The 21,808-nt window shown below is 42.0% G+C and carries 21 protein-coding genes, 4 tRNA genes, 1 riboswitch and 1 other annotated feature; of the genes, 4 read left to right on the top strand and 21 right to left on the bottom strand.

Annotated features, from left to right (window positions below; genetic code table 11):
* Positions 1-2: 2 nt before the first annotated feature.
* The 14 genes from SALPA_RS24180 to SALPA_RS24110 all read right to left on the bottom strand — a co-directional run bounded on the left by SALPA_RS24180 (position 3) and on the right by SALPA_RS24110 (position 16,390).
* On the bottom strand, positions 3-2,510 hold the full coding sequence (locus tag SALPA_RS24180; protein WP_255451330.1) for a DUF3656 domain-containing protein: 2,508 nt from the start codon (positions 2,508-2,510) through the stop codon (positions 3-5).
* An 80-nt stretch (positions 2,511-2,590) separates the two neighbouring features.
* Positions 2,591-3,262: a DUF421 domain-containing protein gene (locus SALPA_RS24175; RefSeq protein WP_145100074.1), complete on the bottom strand. Its 672-nt coding sequence runs from the start codon at positions 3,260-3,262 to the stop codon at positions 2,591-2,593.
* A gap of 70 nt (positions 3,263-3,332) precedes the next feature.
* Entirely contained in the window at positions 3,333-3,587 is a 255-nt protein-coding gene (locus SALPA_RS24170) for a cell division protein ZapA (RefSeq protein ID WP_145100071.1), read from the bottom strand.
* 113 nt (positions 3,588-3,700) lie between these two features.
* Positions 3,701-6,130, bottom strand: coding sequence for a phenylalanine--tRNA ligase subunit beta (pheT, locus tag SALPA_RS24165; protein ID WP_145100069.1), 2,430 nt, complete (start codon positions 6,128-6,130; stop codon positions 3,701-3,703).
* Positions 6,131-6,228: 98 nt separating this feature from the next.
* On the bottom strand, positions 6,229-7,251 hold the full coding sequence (gene pheS / locus SALPA_RS24160) for a phenylalanine--tRNA ligase subunit alpha (RefSeq protein WP_145100066.1): 1,023 nt from the start codon (positions 7,249-7,251) through the stop codon (positions 6,229-6,231).
* Between the two features lie 451 nt (positions 7,252-7,702).
* Positions 7,703-8,515 carry an RNA methyltransferase gene (locus SALPA_RS24150; protein WP_145100061.1) on the bottom strand — a complete coding sequence of 271 codons (813 nt, stop codon included), beginning with the start codon at positions 8,513-8,515 and terminating at the stop codon, positions 7,703-7,705.
* A 177-nt stretch (positions 8,516-8,692) separates the two neighbouring features.
* Positions 8,693-9,541: a class II fructose-bisphosphate aldolase gene (locus SALPA_RS24145; protein WP_145100059.1), complete on the bottom strand. Its 849-nt coding sequence runs from the start codon at positions 9,539-9,541 to the stop codon at positions 8,693-8,695.
* Positions 9,542-9,857: 316 nt separating this feature from the next.
* Complete coding sequence (gene rplT, locus SALPA_RS24140; RefSeq protein WP_021169976.1) at positions 9,858-10,214, bottom strand: 50S ribosomal protein L20; 357 nt, start codon at positions 10,212-10,214, stop codon at positions 9,858-9,860.
* A gap of 40 nt (positions 10,215-10,254) precedes the next feature.
* Positions 10,255-10,452, bottom strand: coding sequence for a 50S ribosomal protein L35 (gene rpmI / locus SALPA_RS24135; RefSeq protein WP_094606205.1), 198 nt, complete (start codon positions 10,450-10,452; stop codon positions 10,255-10,257).
* Positions 10,453-10,473: 21 nt separating this feature from the next.
* Positions 10,474-11,007 (bottom strand): translation initiation factor IF-3, encoded by a 534-nt coding sequence (gene infC, locus SALPA_RS24130; RefSeq protein ID WP_072137560.1) that lies wholly within the window; start codon positions 11,005-11,007, stop codon positions 10,474-10,476.
* 29 nt (positions 11,008-11,036) lie between these two features.
* Positions 11,037-11,167, bottom strand: a sequence feature (ribosomal protein L20 leader region).
* 66 nt (positions 11,168-11,233) lie between these two features.
* Positions 11,234-13,144: a threonine--tRNA ligase gene (thrS, locus tag SALPA_RS24125; protein WP_145100056.1), complete on the bottom strand. Its 1,911-nt coding sequence runs from the start codon at positions 13,142-13,144 to the stop codon at positions 11,234-11,236.
* A gap of 318 nt (positions 13,145-13,462) precedes the next feature.
* Positions 13,463-14,362: a putative sporulation protein YtxC gene (ytxC, locus tag SALPA_RS24120; protein WP_145100054.1), complete on the bottom strand. Its 900-nt coding sequence runs from the start codon at positions 14,360-14,362 to the stop codon at positions 13,463-13,465.
* Between the two features lie 82 nt (positions 14,363-14,444).
* Entirely contained in the window at positions 14,445-14,771 is a 327-nt protein-coding gene (locus SALPA_RS24115) for a GRAM domain-containing protein (protein WP_145100051.1), read from the bottom strand.
* 14 nt (positions 14,772-14,785) lie between these two features.
* Positions 14,786-16,390 (bottom strand): peptide chain release factor 3, encoded by a 1,605-nt coding sequence (locus SALPA_RS24110; RefSeq protein WP_145100048.1) that lies wholly within the window; start codon positions 16,388-16,390, stop codon positions 14,786-14,788.
* A gap of 250 nt (positions 16,391-16,640) precedes the next feature.
* On the opposite strand from SALPA_RS24110, the gene SALPA_RS24105 reads away from it, so the two are divergent.
* From SALPA_RS24105 to SALPA_RS24095, 3 genes are all read left to right on the top strand, one after another.
* A tRNA-Met gene (locus SALPA_RS24105) sits at positions 16,641-16,716 on the top strand.
* Between the two features lie 2 nt (positions 16,717-16,718).
* Positions 16,719-16,794: transfer RNA gene (locus tag SALPA_RS24100), tRNA-Thr, on the top strand.
* Between the two features lie 19 nt (positions 16,795-16,813).
* Positions 16,814-16,890: transfer RNA gene (locus SALPA_RS24095), tRNA-Met, on the top strand.
* Here SALPA_RS24095 and SALPA_RS29280 read toward each other — a convergent pair.
* The 3 genes from SALPA_RS29280 to SALPA_RS24085 form a co-directional block, all read right to left on the bottom strand.
* Complete coding sequence (locus tag SALPA_RS29280) at positions 16,869-17,042, bottom strand: hypothetical protein (protein ID WP_186451217.1); 174 nt, start codon at positions 17,040-17,042, stop codon at positions 16,869-16,871. The genes SALPA_RS24095 and SALPA_RS29280 overlap by 22 nt on opposite strands.
* Before the next feature lie 179 nt (positions 17,043-17,221).
* Complete coding sequence (locus tag SALPA_RS24090) at positions 17,222-17,419, bottom strand: hypothetical protein (RefSeq protein ID WP_145100045.1); 198 nt, start codon at positions 17,417-17,419, stop codon at positions 17,222-17,224.
* A 759-nt stretch (positions 17,420-18,178) separates the two neighbouring features.
* Positions 18,179-18,412: a hypothetical protein gene (locus tag SALPA_RS24085; RefSeq protein ID WP_222428108.1), complete on the bottom strand. Its 234-nt coding sequence runs from the start codon at positions 18,410-18,412 to the stop codon at positions 18,179-18,181.
* Between the two features lie 174 nt (positions 18,413-18,586).
* On the opposite strand from SALPA_RS24085, the gene SALPA_RS24080 reads away from it, so the two are divergent.
* Positions 18,587-18,904, top strand: coding sequence for a hypothetical protein (locus SALPA_RS24080; RefSeq protein ID WP_145100040.1), 318 nt, complete (start codon positions 18,587-18,589; stop codon positions 18,902-18,904).
* Positions 18,905-19,027: 123 nt separating this feature from the next.
* Here SALPA_RS24080 and SALPA_RS24075 read toward each other — a convergent pair.
* The 4 genes from SALPA_RS24075 to SALPA_RS24060 all read right to left on the bottom strand — a co-directional run bounded on the left by SALPA_RS24075 (position 19,028) and on the right by SALPA_RS24060 (position 21,582).
* Positions 19,028-19,104: transfer RNA gene (locus tag SALPA_RS24075), tRNA-Val, on the bottom strand.
* A gap of 58 nt (positions 19,105-19,162) precedes the next feature.
* Complete coding sequence (locus SALPA_RS24070) at positions 19,163-20,296, bottom strand: acyl-CoA dehydrogenase family protein (protein ID WP_145100037.1); 1,134 nt, start codon at positions 20,294-20,296, stop codon at positions 19,163-19,165.
* 104 nt (positions 20,297-20,400) lie between these two features.
* The gene (locus SALPA_RS24065) at positions 20,401-20,853 is read right to left on the bottom strand and encodes a DMT family transporter (protein WP_255451329.1); all 453 of its coding nucleotides are present in this window, start codon (positions 20,851-20,853) and stop codon (positions 20,401-20,403) included.
* A gap of 129 nt (positions 20,854-20,982) precedes the next feature.
* Positions 20,983-21,582: a peptidoglycan-binding protein gene (locus SALPA_RS24060; protein WP_255451328.1), complete on the bottom strand. Its 600-nt coding sequence runs from the start codon at positions 21,580-21,582 to the stop codon at positions 20,983-20,985.
* A 62-nt stretch (positions 21,583-21,644) separates the two neighbouring features.
* Positions 21,645-21,789, bottom strand: a riboswitch (cyclic di-AMP (ydaO/yuaA leader).
* Between the last annotated feature and the right edge of the window lie 19 nt (positions 21,790-21,808).

The following is a 21,808-nucleotide window of genomic DNA, read 5'->3' as shown; positions in this document are numbered from 1 at the left end:
AACTATAAAACCCCCCGGAAATAATGTCCCCGGGTGATATTTTCATGTTCGGCACTGGAAACTTTATCCTCCACAAGTAGCGGATGATTTTCTCCGAGATCAATTAATGCGCGATATAATCCGGTAATTCTGGCAACTTCATTAACCGGACTATATTTAGCTTCAAACCTGAGCCGGCTAAGACCGGCTCGCAGAAATCTGGGGATATGTGGCAGCATGGATAATTCCTTGGCATTTAAAATATGCATCCGGCAAAATTGGTCGGTAACTATTGGGAACACTTCCTCTTTTCTATCCTGTAACCAATACTGATTACGCCGACAGGCGTGATTACACTTCTTACTATCCGGGCCGCCTAAAAAACTACCAAGCATACAATATTCGGAAATCATCAGTGTCAAATGACCATGTATTAAACATTCCAGCTGAGCCAGTTTTTTCCCGGCTAACTCCTCGACTTGGACAAAGGTAAGCTCTGGTGACAGAGTCAGACTGGTTAATCCTACTTTAGTTAAATAGTTAGCAGCAATGCTATTATAGATATTTAAAGGATAATCACCATGCAAGGGTACAGTAGAAAGTTCCTGAAGCAGCTGGATGGTGCCAATATTGCCGACACTGATTGCCTCAGGCTTAAGCTCATTAAACAGCATGATTTGCTCTTGTAGTGCAGCCAGTTGACCTTGCTGCACTAACCGTGGCGTATTAAAAATAATCTTACGGCCATGCTGCCTGGCATAAGCTGCTGCCTGGCGATAATCTTCGTCAGATAATGAACGGTTCCCAAAACATTCGCCGCCAAACATAACAATATCGGCGCCATTATCTACGGCTGCTTTAACTTTATCCATACTGTCGACATTTACCACCAGTGCAGGTTGGTTTTTGCTTGGTATTGTTCGTATTTGCGGCCATAACTCGCCAATAGATTTATCCTTAGCAAGTGGTGCTCGTGCAAACTTAGCTAACCTGGCAGCTTCTACTTTTTCGATTGCCCGGCGTCTGGCATCATTAATCTCACTGACAGGCACCATTACCTGGCCTTCAATCTGGCAGTCCAATGTAGTAAGCGCAAAAATGGTAGTCCCTAACCGTTCAATTTGTTTTGCTACAAAGTCTGGTGTAAGAGGCCTTTTTAGTGCCTTTTCGGCAATGAAAGTGGTTTGGGCCTGACCAGTGAAACCATCGCTGTCTGTTATACTAATTGCCAGCGGCTTGCCTTCAGCAACAGTTACGGTAATAGTAACAGGTATCCGGCGTACGGCCTCAGCTCTGGTAAAGTAAGCTCTGGCCCGCTCCATCAGCTTAGCATCAAAAACCTTAAATACCCGGTCATTCACCCGAACCGGTGAACTTACTGGAATGGCCACAGCAGTATGAGCCTGGGCTTCAGTAACCGGATTACCGTCAACAGTCATAGTGTGAACAGTGACATTCACCCTGCCGCCTACCTTAACCCAAAACTCAATAATATCTCCTATGGCAAGTGGTTCATCCAGTTTTATAACCGCTATTTTACCACTATGCTGATACGAAAGTACCCGTCCAACCCGTACACCACGGTTATTGGGCCGCCGGTCGCTCATCATCATTCGTCCGTTCTTACCATAAAGGTGTGCGGTAGTAAAATCGCGGTTGAAGATTTGAGCAAGATCCTTTTGATCTTGCTCACTAATAGTATATTCATCACAGTTAAGCAGGTAATTGTCAATTGCCCGCCGGTAGGCATCAACAACAACGGCAACATATTCCGGACGTTTCATCCGTCCTTCAATTTTAAAAGAAGCTATACCAGCTTGAATCAGTTCAGGAAGTGCTGCTATTGTGTTAAAATCTTTGGGGCTAAGCAAATATTCGCCGGCATCTGCTTCCTTTACTAAATCATTACCAGCAGCATCAACAAGCGTATAAGGCAGACGGCACGGTTGGGCACAGCGCCCACGATTGCCGCTGCGGCCACCAATCATGCTGCTCATTAGACATTGGCCTGAATAGGAAATACATAGTGCACCATGAATAAATGTCTCTATTTCTACTGTGGAGTTTTTACATATATATTCAATATCGGTAAGCTGTAATTCACGTGCCAGCACTACGCGTTTAAAGCCCATACCGGCCAAAAAGGTAACCCCTGCTAAATTGTGAGCCGTCATCTGAGTACTGGCATGAAGCGGTAAGTTAGGCACTATCTTGTTAGCGATTGCGGCAACTGCCAGATCTTGCACAATAATGGCATCTACACCTATCTCATATAAATGCCGCAAATAATCGACCAAAACAGGAACTTCTTTATCATCAACAAGAGTATTCACGGTAACGAATACCGATACCCCGCGCAAATGAGCAAAGCGTACGGCCTCTGCCAATTCTTCATCCGTAAAATTGGGGGCGTAATGTCTGGCACCAAACATTCTTCCTCCAAGATAAACGGCGTCTGCACCACTTTCTACTGCTGCCACCAAGGCTTCTTTGCTGCCGACGGGTGCGAGTAATTCAATCACAAAATTCATCCTTTCCCAAAACCTCTATTATTGCAGGCGTAATACCAGTAATAGGCTAAAGAAAGAAGAAGGGGCATCCCTTCCTCTCGTTAATGGAACTCTTTTTCTTTATCAACAATTGGTTGCCCGGTTGTCGTATGTAATCCTTGTTGTTCACGTAAATAAGTAGCTAGAAATTGAACATCATCTATAAATTGTTCAAATTTTGTCCATTTTTCACCGGCGAGACTTAGCGGATTATCATAGATACTCTTAATATAGCTTTCAAACTCATTCTTCGTCAATGGTTCATTTTCAGGTGTACGAACCATCGTAAATTCACCGCAACTTTCCAAGCGAGCCGTTTCAATTATATTCAAATCAGACATATCAAGGCCTTTTTTATGAAGCTCCTGGCGTAAGTCATCATAGTTAAAATGGGTTTTAGAAAAATTTTCTTTAATAAGGCGGCCCCTTTGCACTAAAGTTACAGGCGTACCTTCAAACCATTTGCGCAAAGTCTTATTCTTCAAAGCCAAATACCCGATCAACTGCTGCAGTGCAAGTAATATTAATAAACTCTCAATGCCTGACTGTACTGTAGGATTTTGATCCATAGTGCCTGCGACAATAATATCCCCAATACCGACCATAATAACAAAGTCAAATGGCGATAGTTGACCGACCGTACGATTACCCATCAATCTGACAACAAGTAAGGCGACGGTGCATAGTAATAGCAGGCGAAATAAAACCTGACTTATTGAGGCGCTGTCAAACACGGTACCACTCCTTTTCTGTCTGTATTATTAACCTGACAGAAACGTGTTATACCGAAATAACGACAAAGTGCTATTTGTCTTCCTTTATCAGATCAATAAGCTCCAGGTAATCTTGCTCTAATCGCAAGAAATCATCGGCAATATTTAACGCTGTGAGTACAGCTATTTTGGTTGGCGATAACCTGATATTGGCTTTAGCGGTCTTCTTCATGCGCTCATCCAACATAGCAGCTAAACGCATAATACGTTCTGGCTCAATATTTCCTTTTAAAGCATAGCTTTCACCATATATCTGAACAGTTACCTTGTTTTTTTTATCTGACATAGTCCACCTAAAACGATATATTTTTTAAGAATATACTTCTCCCAACCAAAAACTAATTCCTGCATAAAAAAAGAAAAAGCGGAATAAACCGCTTATATAGTGAGTAAATTGCGTTAGTCCCGAAGTTTGGCTGCAAACGTTTTTTCTAAATAGACAACTATATTTTTGTAGTGTTCGTCAATTTCTATATCAGTCAACGTACGGTCACTAGCCTGGAAAGTCAGTGAAAAGGCCAGGCTGCGTAATCCTTTTTCCACCTGCTGCCCGGTATACACATCAAATAATTGAACCTGCGTAAGCAGTGTACCGGCATTTGCCTTGATAGCCTCAGTCACATTGGAGGCTGCAATCGTTTCAGGCAAAAGAACAGCCAGGTCACGGGTAATTGCCGGAAACTTAGGCAGCGACCGATAGCTGGGATTAATGGCCGCAGCCTTAACTAATGCTCCTACAGTTAACTCAAATACATAAATTTTCTTGTTAATTCCATAAGCATCAAGTACCTGAGGATGTACTTCACCAATACTGCCTAATAACTCGCCGTCTTTTTTTACTACTGCTGTTTTGCCAGGATGTAATGCTGAATTTTCTCCTGCCTCCACGATATAATCACTAATTCCCAGTCCTGCCAAAATGGCTTCAACGGCTCCCTTGGCATCATAAAAATCCACCATATCTCTTGATTGATTCCAAGCAAGGGTATGGCGCTTGCCAATCATGGCACCACACAACATAACTGGTTCTTGAGGTAAATCCTTGAGTGGTAATTCTTCCGGCAAAAAGACTGCGCCAATTTCAAATATCTTTAAGTCCTCATTTTTGCGGGAAAGATTGCGGACAATAGTATCCATTATTCCCCCCAGCAAGGTAGTACGTAAATGAGGAAAATCGTCGGTAATCGGGTTTAAAACCTCAATAGCCTGGCGCAGTGCACTGTCAGACGGAATATTGAGTTTATCTAAAGAATCCGGATGGAAAAAACTCAAAGAAAGGATCTCTGAAAAGCCACTGCTTGTCAACAGATTCTTAATTTTATCAATAGTGTTTTGGGTATTGCTTTGTTTGCCTTGCGCCATGCTGCCGTCAGGTGTAGTCGAAGGAACTTTGTCATAACCATAAATTCTGGCAATCTCTTCGCAAATATCGGCTGGCAAGGTAACATCGCCCCGCCAGGTAGGTACTGTCACAGTAATTATCTCCGAACCTGCTTCTACATCAAATTCGAGGCGTTTTAATATCGCGGTCATGGTTTCAGCCGGTATATCGGTCCCTAAATAATTATTTATTTGTTTCGGTGTAAATACTACTTGTTTTGGCAGCTGTATATCAGGGTAAACATCAACAATACCGGGACAAACTTCACCAGCTCCCATACTTTCAAGCAGACTGGCGGCTCTGTCAAGTGCTCTAATAATATTCACAGTATCTACCCCGCGCTCAAACCGGCCGGAGGCCTCTGAACGAAGTCCCAGGGCACGCGAAGTCCGGCGAATACTCGAGCCTTTAAATGCGGCCGCCTCCAGTAATACATTTTGTGTACTGGCGGTAACCTCAGTGGCAAGTCCTCCCATGACTCCGGCAATACCAACAGCCTGAACGGCATCAGCAATAACCAGCATATCTGGTTCAAGCTCCCGTTTAATGCCATCAAGCGTAGTCAACTTTTCGCCAGGATTAGGTTTGCGTACAACCAGACTGTGACGGGCAAGCAGGTTATAGTCATAGGCGTGCATGGGCTGACCAAATTCCAGCATAACAAAGTTGGTAACATCAACAATGTTGTTAATTGGCCGCATACCCGCCGCCTGAATACGCTGTTGCATCCAGACAGGTGATGGTCCAACTTTTATATTTTTTATAATTCTTGCCGCAAATCGTGAGCAAAGCTCTGAGTCAGCAATCTGGATATTTGTCAGTGAGGCAGCTTTCTCTGTGCCGGTTTCTTTTAAATTAAGCATCGGTTTTTTTAGCGATGCACCTGTTAGTACAGCAATCTCCCGGGCAATACCAATCATGCTAAAACAGTCTGCCCTATTGGCCGTGAGCTCGAAGGCAAGCACAACATCATCAAGTCCCAGTGCCACGCGAATATCAATGCCCACAGCGGTATCAGCAGGCAAAATATAAATACCATTTCTCGCCTCAGGCGCAACCAGTTTGCTATCAATGGCAAGCTCTTCTGTCGAGCATAGCATACCACTTGACAGCAATCCCCTCAGTTTTGTCGGCTGAATACTCATTCCGTTAGGAAGCTCAGCACCAACGGTAGCTACAGGCACAATATGTCCCTGGCGGACATTGGTTGCCCCAGTAACAATTGTCAGCAGATCGGTGCCGATATCAATTTTGCATACCGACAATTTATCCGCATTAGGATGTGGGGCAATCTCAACTACCTTGCCTGTGACTACACCAGAGATATTTTGCCCTAACGTTTCCACCGCTTCTACCGGAATACCGGCCATTGTCAGCATATCTGCCAGTTTTTCAGGTGTTTCATTTATTTCAACATAATCGTTAAGCCATTTAATTGACGCTCTCATAACCTTCCCCTTTCACTATATACAACGTGTTAAATTTTTGCAGACGAGTACACTACCCGCCTGTGCCTGCAAACTTTTTAAATGCGGAATATATAGCTTTAGAATTGGCGCAAAAACCGCATATCATTGTCAAAAAACAATCTGAGGTCATCAATACCATAAGTTAGCATTGCAATCCGTTCTACTCCCATACCGAAAGCGAAGCCGCTGACTTTATCCGGATCAAAACTGCTCATTTCAAGTACACGCGGATGGACCATGCCAGAACCCAAAATTTCCAACCAGCCTGTGCCTGAACATACACGACACCCTTTGCCTTCGCACATTACACAGGAAATATCCACTTCGGCGCTTGGCTCAGTAAACGGGAAAAAACTAGGACGAAACCGTACATTAACTCTGTTGCCAAACGTTTCTTTTAAGAATAACTCCAGTGTACCTTTTAAATCGGCAAAACTAATATTTTTATCAACTACCAGACCTTCCACCTGTTGGAACATTGGGGAATGAGTAGCATCATAATCCCGCCTGTATACTTTTCCGGGAGCAATAATCCGAATTGGCTGGTTAGGCTCTGCCGACTGCAATGTCCGGACCTGTACAGGTGAAGTATGCGTTCTAAGCAAGAACTCTTTAGTGATGTAAAAAGAGTCTTGCATGTCACGAGCCGGGTGATCTTGCGGCAGATTTAATGCTTCAAAGTTATAATAGTCTTTTTCTACTTCCGGACCCTCAGCAATTTCAAAACCCATTCGCATAAAGGTGCCTTTAATCCGGTTTAAAGTCAGTGTCAGTGGATGCAAATGACCAATCTCAGCCAGACGGCCTGGCAATGTTACATCAATGGTTTCTGATGCCAGTTTGCGGGAAAGTTCAGCCTGCTTCATGGCACCCAGCTTACTGGCAATAATATCTTCAATCTCATTTCTGATTTCGTTGACCACTTGGCCTATCCGTGGTCGTTCTTCAGGGGTTAATGCCCCCAGCCCACGCAGCATACCAGTTAGTAAACCTTTTTTACCTAAATACTTAATTTTTAGATCATTAAGCGCTTCTTTATTGTCGATTGCGGACAACTCAGTAAGCGCTGTGTCCCTTAACGAATTAAGTTCTTGTTCCATACATGCCTCCTAAAGAATATAAGATAAGAATAAAAATTAAAAGACTTCCAGCCCCAAGGGGCGAAAGTCTTGATTTCGCGGTACCACCCTAATTATACTCTATTTCCTGTAACGCGGAAAAAACGCCAGACCTACACAAGTAACTCTCTTCAGCCCAGGTACTCAGAAGTGAACTTCTGTTAACTGTTTCAGTGCCGCTCTCAATCTCTGGCAGCATCCTCCCTGTAGAAAACGTGGCTAACATACTCTCTTCCTCATCGCACTGCATAAAGTTTTACTATAAAATTATTGTAACCTTAACCGTTTATACCATAAATACGCAGCAATGGAACCTGTAGCTTCAAACAATCTCCAGAAGAATTCGGCGGTCATCATCGTAAGACCACGCCCTCTCTGCCCTAATGGCAATTTCCGTCATTGCTAAACGTATTATATCATAGCATTTTAGAAATTACAAGGTTGCCCGCTGCCTTACGGCCTCATACAGTATTACGCCAGCAGCTACGGCAACATTAAGCGACTCTGCATGACCAACGAGTGGTATATTGAGGCAGGCATCAGCGGCGCTGATAAGCTCAGGACTGATACCTTGACCTTCGTTACCTAAAATAATGGCTGCCGGACGATTAAAATCAGCTTGGTAATAAACGTCTGATTGCTGTAAACAGGTTGCCAGCAGCTTTATGTCAGATTGCTTGAGGCTGTGTATTAGTTCAGCAGAAGACAAGCCTTCCATTACCGGCAGATGAAATAGAGAACCCATTGTTGCCCGTACAGTCTTGCTGGCATAGATATCAGCCGACCCTTTCAGCACAATAACCCCACTGCAGCCGGCAGCATCTGCAGTACGAATGATAGTTCCTGCATTGCCCGGGTCTTGAACACCATCCAAAACAACAAGTAATGGCAGTTTTTCCGGGCTAAGAAGCAACTGTTCAATAGAAAACTGACGTTTTTTTAAGACACCCATAATTCCTTGTGGCTGCTCAGTATCTGAAATCTTATTATAAACATCCTCTGACACTGCGATCATTCGGCAATCTGTAGCCGATAATCGTTCAATGACAGCCTTGGCCCGTTCACGTGCAGCGGCTTCTTCCGTATAAATGCACATCTTTACAGGCCAGGCAGCGTTAGCACACTCTTCGACCAGACGCACACCCTCTGCCAGAAACATACCCAGCCTATCCCGGTATTTTCGTTGGCGAAGTGAGGCTATTTCCTTAATCAACTTGTTAGCAGCGCTGGAAATATACTCGCTCACTCTAATTCCTCCATCTTTTGAATTCCTTCCGTTTGCCCTATTAAAATCAGTATGTCTCCTGACCTAATTTTCTCATCAGAAGGCGGTGGTACAATAGATTATACTCAAATTCAGAAAACTAAACAACCCCCCGCTCGCACTATGCGCCGGGGGGTTATATGCGTCTATTGTTGTCAGCTATATTGCTTTTGAGATGCAGTCGAAAGATAACATATATCTACGAACTGAATCTTTAACGCCATTTTTAACCATTGACATTAAGTAAATATAATTGGCAGACTGATTTTTAGCCAATTCAGCTTTTACTGTTTCGGCGGCAGCCAGCGACATATCTGTAGCAATATTAATTTTTGTTATGCCAGACTGAATTGAGCTATAGTAATCTGCTTTAGTAAGTTTTGAACCGCCATGCATAACAAGTGGTACATTAACCGTACTATTAAGTTCAGAGAGCCGCGAAAAATTAAGTTTGGGACTGCCGTGATAAACCCCATGATTTGTCCCCACTGCGACGGCTAATGCATCCACTTTGGTTTTCTCTACAAAAGCCTGGGCCATCTCTGGTTTAACCAAATTTTCTTCATTTATATCTTTTATATTGCCATAACAACCAACATAGCCCAATTCACCCTCGACTGATACACCGAGAGAATGGGCTATGCGAGTAATTTCCTTAGTGCGTTTTAAGTTTTCCTCGAAAGACAATGCTGAACCGTCAAACATAACAGACGTAAATCCCCAGCGAATGGCTTTCATCACCCCTTCATAAGTATGTCCATGGTCAAGATGGAGAGCTACAGGTACAGAAGCCTTTTGGGCAGCTCTACTCATTGCAGCACTCAGGGTATCAACATCGACAAATTTAAATAACCGCTCAGGAATGCCAAGCACCAGGGGAGTCTTTAGTTCTTCTGCCACCTCAATAACAGCGCCTAACGTCTCAAAGTTAAATACATTAAAACCACCAACTGCATACTTTCTTTTTCTTGCATCCTGGAGTAATTCTTTCATTGCTACTAGGGCCAAGGTGAACTCCTCCTTTTGTTTTATTAAACAATTTTTAAATTGCCAATTATTTGTTATATAATGTTTATTCGCCATGAGCCAAAAAAAACCTGCCAATTATCCCAAAATTTAAATAAATCAAATTTTAAAAATTATCTTTGGATACTGGATTTGTTTACTAGTAATACCAATATTTATAAATATTATGCATAAAAAAATTCCCGAAAAAAAATTTCGGGAATTTGCTATCCAGCTGGAAAGGTTAACTTTCCCTGGATTGAACGGCTAAGGCTTCTGCCGGCGTCCTAAAGGACTTGGCACAAGCCAAGTCCTTATCTTATTTCAGTTGATCTTTAGCAGCGCTTACTAACTTGCCAAATGCGGGCATATCGTTAACTGCCATGTCGGCCAACATTTTACGGTTAACTTCTACACCAGCTTTTTTGAGTCCGTTAATAAGCTGACTGTAAGAAATACCACTAATACGGGCGGCAGCATTAATCCTGGTAATCCATAGTTTGCGGAAATCGCCTTTTTTGGTGCGACGGTCAGCACGTGCATAGTACAGTGCTTTCATCACGGTTTCGTTAGCTTTTTTGAAGAGCTTACTCTTGGAACCACGATAACCTTTGGCTAATTTAAGTATTTTTTTATGACGTCTATGTGCAGTAACGCCTTTTTTAACTCTTGGCATGTCAGATACCTCCTGATGTACTTATAAATTGTTTATAGTTTTAGGCGTAAGGAAGCATTTTCACTACGCGTTCGTGGTCAGATTTGCTAACCATAGCCGCTTTACGCAGGTTGCGTTTACGCGACGGAGATTTTTTCTCAAGAATGTGGCTTTTAAAAGCTTTGGAACGTTTAAATTCACCGCTGCCGGTTACTCTGAAACGTTTAGCAGCGCTTCGGCGTGTTTTCATTTTTGGCATAGTAAGATATCCCCTTTCTATTTAGGTGCTAGATTGTGTAGTATTGGGCTTAGGAGCTACAATCATAATCATATTTTTACCTTCGAGCTTGGCATCACGTTCGATATTAGCCATTTCCTTAAGTAAGGTAGCCATTCGTACCAGCACTTGTCTGCCAAGTTCAGGATGAGAAAGTTCCCTTCCTCTGAACATGATTGTTACTTTGACTTTGTCGCCATCTTCTAAAAAGCGCTGGGCATTTTTTAACTTCACATTAAAGTCATGATCCTCGATATTGGGACGAAGTTTAACTTCTTTAATGGAAACTACCTTTTGCTTTTTCTTGACTTCTTTATCGCGTTTTTGTTGCTCATACCGGAATTTGCCAAAATCCATGATCCGGCATACCGGCGGTTTAGCAGTTGGTGCTACTTCTACTAAATCAAGATTTTGCTCCCCCGCGATACGCAACGCGTCTCTTAGCGACATAATCCCTAATGGCTCATTCGTGCTGCTGGTTACGCGAACATCCTTTGCCCGAATCTCTTCATTAATCTTTAAAGTCTCTTTGCTAATTGCCGCTCACCTCCTGATGTATTTTGTTTCAATCAAATAAAAAACGGGTGGCATAGACCACCCGCGCAATAGCATAACTAAATCGTTTTGCTTACTATAACCTTACCAACAACATGTACTGCGCTGTAAGGTGAGAAGTGGATGGCTTCTGCTTAATGCAATATTTGAATCACTTGATTATAATAACATCTAAATTCAGGTAAGTCAAGCTATTTTCGACAGTACATCAGCTTTTGGCAGCAATTTCAGCAATTGCCATTGTAATAAAATCATCAACAGGCATTGCGCCAACATCCCCTTGTCCCCGCTTACGAACAGCCACAGTACGGGTTTCCGCTTCTTTGTCGCCCACCACAAGCATGTAAGGTAATTTTTGCATTTGACCTTCACGAATTTTGTAGCCGATCTTTTCGTTGCGATCATCTACTTCGACGCGAATACCCTGGTCAAACATACTTTGTGCAAGTTCTCTGGCATACTCAGCATGACGTTCACTTATTGGCAATAGCTTAACCTGTACAGGTGCTAACCATATTGGAAATGCTCCGGCATAATGTTCAATTAAAATACCGATAAAGCGTTCTAAACTACCATAAGCTACCCGGTGAATCATTACCGGACGATGTTTAAGTCCATCTTCCCCGATATAATTCAGGTCAAATTTTTCCGGCATCAGCATATCCAGTTGAATGGTACCACATTGCCAGGTACGCCCGATGGAATCTTGAAGGTGGAAGTCAATTTTGGGACCGTAGAAAGCACCATCTCCCGGATTAATTTTAAAAGGCATTTCCAGCTCTTCTAATGCTTCTTTAAGAGCGGTTGTCGCCGTTTCCCATATTTCATCAGAACCCATGGCTTTTTCCGGTTTAGTACTTAGTTCGGCATGATAGGATAATCCAAAAACGCTGTATACCGTATTGAAAAGCTCAATAACCTTCTTGATTTCAGTCTTAATTTGTGATGGCAACATAAAAATGTGGGCATCATCCTGAGTGAAGCTGCGTACCCGCATCAGTCCATGCAGTGCTCCTGAAAGTTCATGACGGTGAACAAGTCCTAACTCACAGGTCCGTAGCGGCAGGTCCCGGTAGCTGTGGTGCTGCGTACGATATACCAAAATCCCCCCAGGGCAATTCATCGGCTTAACTGCATAGCCTTCTTCATCTATCTTAGTAAAATACATATTTTCACGGTAATGATCCCAGTGACCGGATTGTTGCCAGAGTTTTTGATGAAGGATAATGGGGGTTTTAATTTCCTGATAACCAAATTTCAGGTGCAACTTACGCCAAAAAGCCTCAAGTTCGTTACGAACAACCATACCTTTCGGATGGAAAAAAGGAAATCCCGGACCTTCTTCCTGGATACTGAACAGATCAAGCTCGCGGCCTAGTTTGCGGTGGTCACGTTTGGCCGCCTCTTCCATCATAGTGATATAGGCATCTAAATCAGCTTTCTTTTCAAAGGAAGTTCCATAGATGCGTTGCAGCATCTTACGTTTTTCGTCCCCACGCCAGTAAGCACCAGCAATACTCTGCAACTGGATAGCCTTAACCCGGCCAGTAACCGGAACATGAGGTCCTGCACATAAGTCAACAAATTCGCCTTGCTTATATAGAGATATCGCCACATCTTCCGGTAAATCGCGAATAAGCTCCTGTTTATATACCTCATCTTGTGCTGCAAACAGCTGAAGGGCTTCTTCGCGACTAACTGTCTTGCGCTCAAGTGGCAAATTTTCTTTTACTATTTTCTCCATCTCAGCCTGGATTTTTACTAAATCTTCAGGGGTAAACGTATGAGCAGTATCAAAGTCATAGTAAAAACCATTGGCAATTGATGGGCCAATGCCTAATTTTACATCACCGTACAGACGTTTAACGGCTTGAGCTAGAATATGTGAAGAGGTATGGCGCAAAGCAGCTTTGCCATCCTCATCGTCAAATGTTAAGAATTCAACATTGGCGTCATTTTCCAATTTGGCAGTTAGATCGGTCACTTGACCATTTACCTTAGCAACCAATGCTGCTTTTTCCAAGTTGCGGCTAATAGATTTTGCGGCTTCAGCCAAGGTTATTCCCTGTTCAACCTCACGTACGGCTCCGTCCTTTAATATCATCTTAATTTTACTCATGTTTTGGCAGCCTCCTTAACCCAAATAAAAAAACTCCCATTCCCTATAGGGACGAGAGTTTATACCCGTGGTTCCACCCTGTTTGGCCAATAGCCATCTCAGACTTTGATAACGGGGGATATCCCCGGCTAGGCTTACTTTTGGTTCAGCGAAGCAGTTTCAAGGTGGTAATACTATTGGTTTGCGCAAAGATGCTTACAGCCTGCGGCATCTTTTCTCTGAAACGCCTTTCACGATAGTATCTTGTCCTCGGCATTACTGTTGATAACAATGTTTAATTACCAAAGATTATATACAAATTTAGTAAGAATGTCAAGTTTATGACTCAGTATGATTTGATTTGCCGGCATAATCAGTTGAACACATTTCGCAACCCTTACAAATTATTACCCGATCATCAAATACACTTTTTATTGTATCTAAAAGGTCTTTGTCCCTGAGTCGATTAGTACTATGTATCATAATATTCCGTGGTGCAATGGTTATTAAAGTACTTATTAACATATCTTCATAGTTAAGGCTGTCAAAACTATCGCCAGTTCTATTCGGCAACACCATGTCGTCCAGATATTGATTAGTAATTGCTTTGCCATGTGAATCAAAAAGAGTAAAAACCGTATCCTTGATAACTACATGAGCTTCCTCTTCGCGTGGCTCCTGAACATCGACGAAATAACGTAAAAGTCGAATAAACTCCTTGTATTCAAGTTCCATCATAAAGTCATCAACAACGTTATCAATAACCTGTGATAGCTGTAAGCGGTAATCTTTTAGCCGGAAATTCAAAAAACCATCAAGTACTAATTCATGGTGATTCTCAAGATAATCTAAAATGCGAGTTAGTATTAGCTTATAACGGGCCGAACTGCCAGCAAGCACTCGCAAAGCATTTGATTCCAATGTAGCGCGTTCGTCATGATTAAAATAAAAATAGTTGTTGGCAACAATTTTATTTATGAGTCGCTGTTCTTCATTGGAAATAATCCAATCGGCAAGTATTTGAGATACACTGTTTTTTAAAACTGCTTTTATCCTTTCATAATTGCGAAAAGATAATTCGCCATCAATAATATTTATGCCCAAGAACTTGTAATTGCCTCGATCCAGTTCTTCGATAACTACCCGGAAGCCGTCTTGAGTCAGTATCTTACAATCCTGTTCCAACTTTTCCTTGATATTCCCGGTCGCTTTGTTCAGGCCGATGGAAAGCAAATTCACCACCATCACTCCCTTCTCATATAGTATATGTTTCACAGCTTATTTGCATACAATGACAATGAAGAGAGTTAGGTGTTTTACATTAGTCAACTATGTTAATCTGTCTTTGAATGGCCTTAAGCCATTCATTACGGCCTTCTACAACAAATTTAAGCACCTTATCTTTGATAGTAACTACCTTAAGCACATTGGGGATAACAAAAAAAGTCTTTTCCGGCAGTATTTCTTTAATATGAGCTAACGGTACCTCATCCATATATTTGTTGGTAATGTTAAGAGCATAGCCAACAAATACCAACCGCTGATCTGTCAGGTAAAGCGCTCCAGTTAAAACTTCTCTATTACTAGCATAACTGGCGAGGCATTTCTTCTTAATAAGTTCATCAGGCTCTAGCGGAAAGGAATACATAGCCTTATGCCCCCTTAGACCTGCTGTGCATCTTCAGGCACGACCAGGAATTCTACTTCCGGATTCCGTTCTACTACCCATCTAAGCTGCCATTCATTACTGATTAAGGCAACCGGTCTGTCCTTGATGTCTTGTACCAAAAGACCGCTATCCATATTTTTCATAGCTTTACCATCAAAATTTTTGCCAATAAGCCAGCGAGCTATCGAATACGGCAATTTATTCATTAAAATATCTACACCATATTCGTGTTTCAGACGATATTCAAGCACCTCAAATTGCAATGAGCCAACAACGCCAACAACAAAAGATTCTACAGGATAATTAGGCTGATGAAAGACCTGTACAGCTCCCTCTTGTGTCAGTTGAGTCATTCCCTTAACAAATTGCTTTCGTTTCATAGTATCTTTAGCTTGAATGCGAGCAAACTGTTCCGGGGGGAAAACAGGAAAGTCCTGAAATGTAAAGACTGAACCTTCCTGACACAAGGTATCACCAATACCAAAAATTCCTGGATCAAATAACCCAATGATATCTCCCGGATAGGCTTCATCAATAATTGTTCGTTCTTGCGCCAGAAACTGCTGTGGTTGTGCCAGCTTTATCGGTTTTTTAGACTGTACGTGATACACAGTCATACCCCGTTCAAATTTACCTGAACATATCCGCATAAAAGCCAAGCGATCACGGTGAGCCGGATTCATATTAGCCTGAATTTTGAACACAAAAGCTGAAAACTTATCATTATCAGGATTAATAAAGCCTTCGGAGGACATTCTTGGCACAGGTGGTGGTGCCATTTCTAAGAAGTCCTCTAAAAACAAGCGAACCCCAAAATTAGTCATAGCACTGCCAAAAAACATTGGGGTAAGTTCCCCTCTGGTTACTTTGTCAAAATCGAATTTTTCACCAGCCACATCTAAAAGCGCAATATCATCACATAATGCCTGATGAATTTCCTCCCCAAGCAGTTCTTTAAAAGCCGGATCATCTACACTGCCCTGCGTTGACGGGAGTGCCCACTGTCCATGTTCACCGCTGCGTTCAAACAATTCTATCTTAGCTTGCTTACGTATATAAACGCCTTTATAATTACCATCAATTCCAATTGGCCAATTCATCGGATAAGCACGGATACCTAGAACCTTCTCTAGTTCTTCCATAAGTTCAAACGGGTTACGTCCATAGCGGTCAAGCTTATTCACGAAGGTGAATACTGGTATTCCACGCTGTTTACAAACTTGAAATAATTTTTTAGTCTGGTCTTCTACACCTTTAGCCACATCAATCAGCATGACTGCGCTATCAGCAGCCATCAAGGTACGATATGTATCTTCACTAAAGTCTTGGTGACCAGGAGTATCTAGTATATTAACGCGATAACCATCATAATCAAACTGCAAGACACTGGACGTTACTGAGATACCACGCTGCTTCTCAATCTCCATCCAGTCAGATACAGCGTGCTTTTGGGCTTTTCTCGCCTTGACCGAACCAGCCAGACGAATAGCTCCACCATATAACAATAATTTTTCTGTTAATGTTGTTTTACCAGCATCAGGGTGGGAAATAATTGCAAAGGTACGGCGTTTACTAATTTCGGGAACAAGATTTAACATTGGTTCCTCCTAAAGTTAATTCTATTACTTTTTATAGCATAACTGTTGTGTTAACGGGAATAATCTTATCAAGGCTCTATGGGATTACACTCTTAATAACGTAAACAGTACAATAATTTAATATACACCATTAATTAACAGTAGTCAACGCCAGGTTGCCTTCCATTAATCACCAGCCCATTTGGCCTAAAAGAGATTGACATCTTATTTGCTCTACTATATAATCTACTTTGTGGCAAAAAGCCAATATCGCGGGATGGAGCAGTTGGTAGCTCGTCGGGCTCATAACCCGAAGGCCGCAGGTTCAAGTCCTGCTCCCGCAACCAATGCTGGTGTAGCTCAGTTGGTAGAGCGTATCCTTGGTAAGGATAAGGTCACCGGTTCAATCCCGGTCACTAGCTCCATTTTACTATTTTTTTATACGGCGGCGTAGCTCAGTTGGCTAGAGCATGCGGTTCATACCCGCAGTGTCCGGGGTTCAAATCCCTGTGCCGCCACCAAAAAAAACTTGTCTATATAGGCAAGTTTTTTTTGTAATTTTAGCTATGTAAGGTTTATCTTCAAACAGATCATTAAATGCTTCAGGCTGAGTATATCTAACCATACAATTTCGCAAAACATCTATCCTGTCTGGAGCAAGATATTTATGCATCGCAGACTCCTCCCTTGTAATCAAACATCCGGAAGCGTAACTAATACATATATTTACATACGAGCTGATGAATTCCTGCTGCATATGTAAATAAAAAAGCCGCACCCCGAAGGCTACAGCCAAAATCTGCCTAACACAATTACACTTTTATCGTACCAAAGAGCCCATCGGACTCTGAGTTATAAAATACCGTTTCCAGTTAACTCTTCGACTATATCTTCTCTACCTATTTTCTCTAGCACTTCTTTTACATCTAACAAGGACTTACCCATATCATAGATTGACATTGCTCCATCTTGGAACAAATAAGTACTGTCATGTTTAACAATTGCTTCTTTACTGTCGTCATTTATCCAAATAATTTCCATTGGCTCCATTCAATCAACCCTCTCCCGTTTACTAAATTCATATTAACGTTCGACAAAAGGTAAATTAATTCCTGCAAGTATTGACACCCTCTGCTTGGACGGCCTAAAAATGGTATATGCCCGAAATGCCTGGGGCCGTCAGACTATAGCAACAAAATGAAAAGAGGACACTGCATGCCCATCAATCAGACATACACCTCCGTAACATCATCATGCTATTTAAGAATTGTGGCAAAAATTTAAAGAAGAAAAAAATATATATGCATAGAAGCATATATTTGATAAAATAATAGTACAAGTATATATTGAGGAGGAGATTTAATGAGGCCTTCTTTCTTTAACACTATTGAAAAATCCATAGATACCGTGTATTTTCTATATCGCGCCGCTCCAGTGATTCTCGGAATTTGCTTCACCATAGCAGCGCTGGTTTGTTATATACTATCATCTTCCATGCTAGGGAATTGAGTCTAACCTGATATATAGTACGGTGAACCTACCTTTTAGGCGGGTTCATTTTTTATGAAAAAGCCGCATCCTTCGGGGTGCGGCTGATTTTGCAATTTATCGGCAAATCCTAAAACTGCTCGTAATTATTACAATACTTCTTCGTAAAACTTATCTTCTTCCATTCAGCACAAGATAATCAGGGTTTTCACTCCTGTTTCGGCCAATTGATTCGTCTCTCATAGCGGCTACTTGCATTTCTCGCTCGTTATGATTGGTGAAACAAATTATATACTGGAAATAGCCACCCCGAAGGACGGCTTACCCGTTATAATCATTCATAAAATCAGGGAAATCTTCATCCTTGCCGAAATCTGTTAATCTCTTTCTTGCTTCATCGACAGTAGTCCCGATCCTTGTTGATTCTCCATTTTTATTAATCAACAAAACTTCTCCATTTCCAATTACTACTTGCTCTAAGTCATCCAGACTCATCCAAAAATATTGAGACTCCATATCATTATCTCCTTTACTATTTTTTAAATTATTCGGCAAAAGGGGCAACATTCCTGCAATATATTAGGCGACACCACCAAAGTAATGCCGCTTGCTCACACTGATTACCGTATTATTTTATTACTGCAAAAACTACCTGTCTCTGCGATGATCTTGCAATCTTACAGGACATTATTGGTTTTTGTCGAATTTTTGCTTTAAAAGGTGGTGAAAATGTTGGCTGAATATGCTAAAGAGCTTTATCTTCAAATTATCACGATAATTAAAATCAAAGAGATACAGCTTAAAAAAAATCAGGGTCTGCGGGTTACTCTTCTTCGCTATCCTGAATTTGAGATAACTGAGATAGGTCGCCTAGGTAACGAATACCTTTTCTTTTCTGGGAACTACCCGGAGTCTCTTGAAACCACGCTTCTCCTTCCTGCCGAACCAACTCCGATAAAGATTGATGTAGTTGACTTAGGGCTGGCGTTACCATCAAAAATAAAGAAGAAAATTGGATTTTGTGGAGACATTTCATGTAGTGAATGAAAGACTTGGCTTGTGCTAAGTCCTTTAGGACGCCGGCAAAAGCCTTTTTGTTATCCAGGGAAAGTTAACCTTTCCCTCTGAATAACAAAAAGGCTCCCGAAATCTCGGAAGCCTTGAATTACCTGGTGGGACTATCGCGACTCGAACGCGAGACCCCTACGATGTCAACGTAGTACTCTAACCAACTGAGCTATAGTCCCTAAACACATATGTATTATATTACGGTTAACTACTAAAGTCAAGTATCAAAATTATAAATTAGTACAGGATATTATTAGCAATTACCAGTCGCTGTATTTGATTGGTACCTTCATAAATTTGCATAATTTTAGCATCACGCATGTATTTTTCTGCCGGATATTCTTTGGAATAGCCATAACCGCCCAGTACTTGGACGACATCAACCGTAACCTTCATGGCAGTATCAGCGGCAAAGCACTTGGCAATGGCTGATTCTTTGGAATAAGGAACTCCCTGGTCTTTCAACCAACAAGCCTTGTATACCAGTAAACGGGCAGCTTCAATTTGCATAGCCATATCGGCCAGCATGGCCTGAACAAGCTGAAATGAGGCAATGGGCTTATCAAATTGTACACGTTCTTTTGAGTATTTAACGGCTAGCTCGAATGCAGCTTGTGCTAGCCCAACTGATACAGCACCAACAAATGGCCGGGCAGCATCCAGTGTTTTCATCGCAATTTTAAAACCTTCGCCCTCGCGGCCAATTCTGTTTTCCATAGGAATACGTACGTTTTCCAGAATCAATTCGCAAGTATTTGAAGCTCTGATGCCCATCTTTTCTTCTTCTTTACCAACAGAGAAGCCTGGTGTGTTCCTGTCAACAATAAAGGCTGTCAATCCACGGATACCAGCAGTTTTGCGAGTATTGGCAAAAATAATATATATTTCAGCAATACCACCATTGGTAATAAAACATTTTGTGCCATTAAGTATATACTCGTTCCCGTCTTTAACAGCAGTTGTTGCAACTGCGCCGGCATCTGAGCCTGCACCTGGTTCAGTTAGTGCGAAGGCAGCCAAATTGCCATCATTTATGACACTAAACATTTTACGTTTTTGCTCTTCGGACCCCAAGAGTACTACTGGGTAGGAAGCTAAAGCATTCGCAGCGGTTGTTGTAGCTACACCAGCACACCCTTTACCTAATTCTTCATAGATGAGAGCAATTGAGAGTGCGTCAAGACCTGGCCCATCATATTCTTCTGGTACAGTTAAATTAAGTAAGCCTGCCTCATCAAGCTTTTTCCATAAATCAGATGGAACTATACCTTCTTTATCCATTTCTAAAGCGTGAGGCGCAATTTCTTTCGCTACAAAATCTCTTACCATTTTTTGCATATCCAATTGATCGGGAGTAAAGTTAAAATCCATGCCTTGCCTCCTTGTGTTAGTACATTACCAAAAAATCCTAATGATAAGTATACCGCATAATTTTTTTTTTGTTAACACCTTAATTAAGAAAAAGATAAAAAAAACTATTTTAATAGCAGTCTAGCACCAACTGCGAGTAATACCAAGCCAATTAGCTGCTTGGGACTGCAAGCCATACGTTCAAGACCAAATCCCCCCAAGTAGTCAATTATGATTGCTGTTAATACTTGTCCAACAATAATGGCCGTAGTGGCATTGGCAACACCGACACTGGGAATGCTTGCGGCTACCAGATAGATTATGGCAACACCAAGAATACCTCCTAACCAGGAATACCATGGTGCCTCCTGCCATGCAGACAGATTGCCTTTGCCCATATTACCGATAAACAGTAGCATCATGACTAAAATAGTTCCCGTAAGTTGAACGACAAACGTAGCCTCAAGCAGTCCAATAACCTTACTCAAACCAGCATTAATTGATCCCTGCACTGCCATTAACACCCCAGAAACACAAGCCAGCACCAACGGCAGCATTTCACTTGAGATAAAATTCAATCCTAACCAACCCCCATGAAATACTCAAATTCTATCAGTAGTATAGTACTTGAAGCTTCTTAATATTCTTGGGGGATAATAACAATAGCTGCTATCAGTAAACAAAAAAAGCAGGCCGAAACCTGCAATTTATCCGTCAACTACATACACAGTTACTCTTTGCACGCCAAAATTCAATGCCTCATGGCGATTATCAAATGCTAAATCAATACGCTGGCCTTTTATTGCACCACCAATATCGTCAGCTATTGCATAGCCATATCCTGGTATATATAGCCGGGTTCCTAAAGGAATAACTGCTGGATCGACAGCAGCCAAACCCTTACGCAAAAGGTTTCCGCCATATGTATAGCTGCCATTGCCCGGGTCATACGCAGAGTAGGCCGATGCTTTCATACTAAGGGCACGGCTATACCTGCTTGGCATCCCAGCCAGCCGTCCCAAATAGGCAAAGGTTTCTTTATCAACAATGCCATTTACGTTAAGAGAGGAACTATGTTGAAATTCTTTTACAGCCTTAGCAGTAATTGGACCAAATATACCGTCAATGTCTCCTGCATAAAAACCACTGTCAGCCAAATATTTTTGTACAATCCGCACATTATCGCCGCGTGCCCCGAGCATTATAGTGGGTTGCTCCTGTGGTCCCGCAGCCATGCTCACCGAGGGAATGCTTACGGCTATCAGTAAAGAAAGCCAAAAAAAGACCCTAAAAAATTTTTTTCCCAATCGATCACCTCTCTTTTCAGTATGCCTCTAAGGTTAGTGTCATGCACTGCAAAGCAAAACACAAAACCTTACGCGTTAGCCTCCGGGGTTAGCTGTCGGATTCGGGCCAAAGAGAAGAGGTTAAGAACGCCCTACCGCGTTAGCGGATTCACCCCTATATATGTATTGGGTCCCCCGTACCTTATAAGGATTCGGCATTATACCTAGAATACACCGGAATATCAGC

It is taken from the genome of Sporomusa sp. KB1, assembly GCF_007830295.1.
Lineage (GTDB): Bacteria > Bacillota > Negativicutes > Sporomusales > Sporomusaceae > Sporomusa.
The sequence above is the reverse complement of the archived record's forward strand: the minus strand, read 5'-3'. Positions and strand labels throughout refer to the sequence as shown.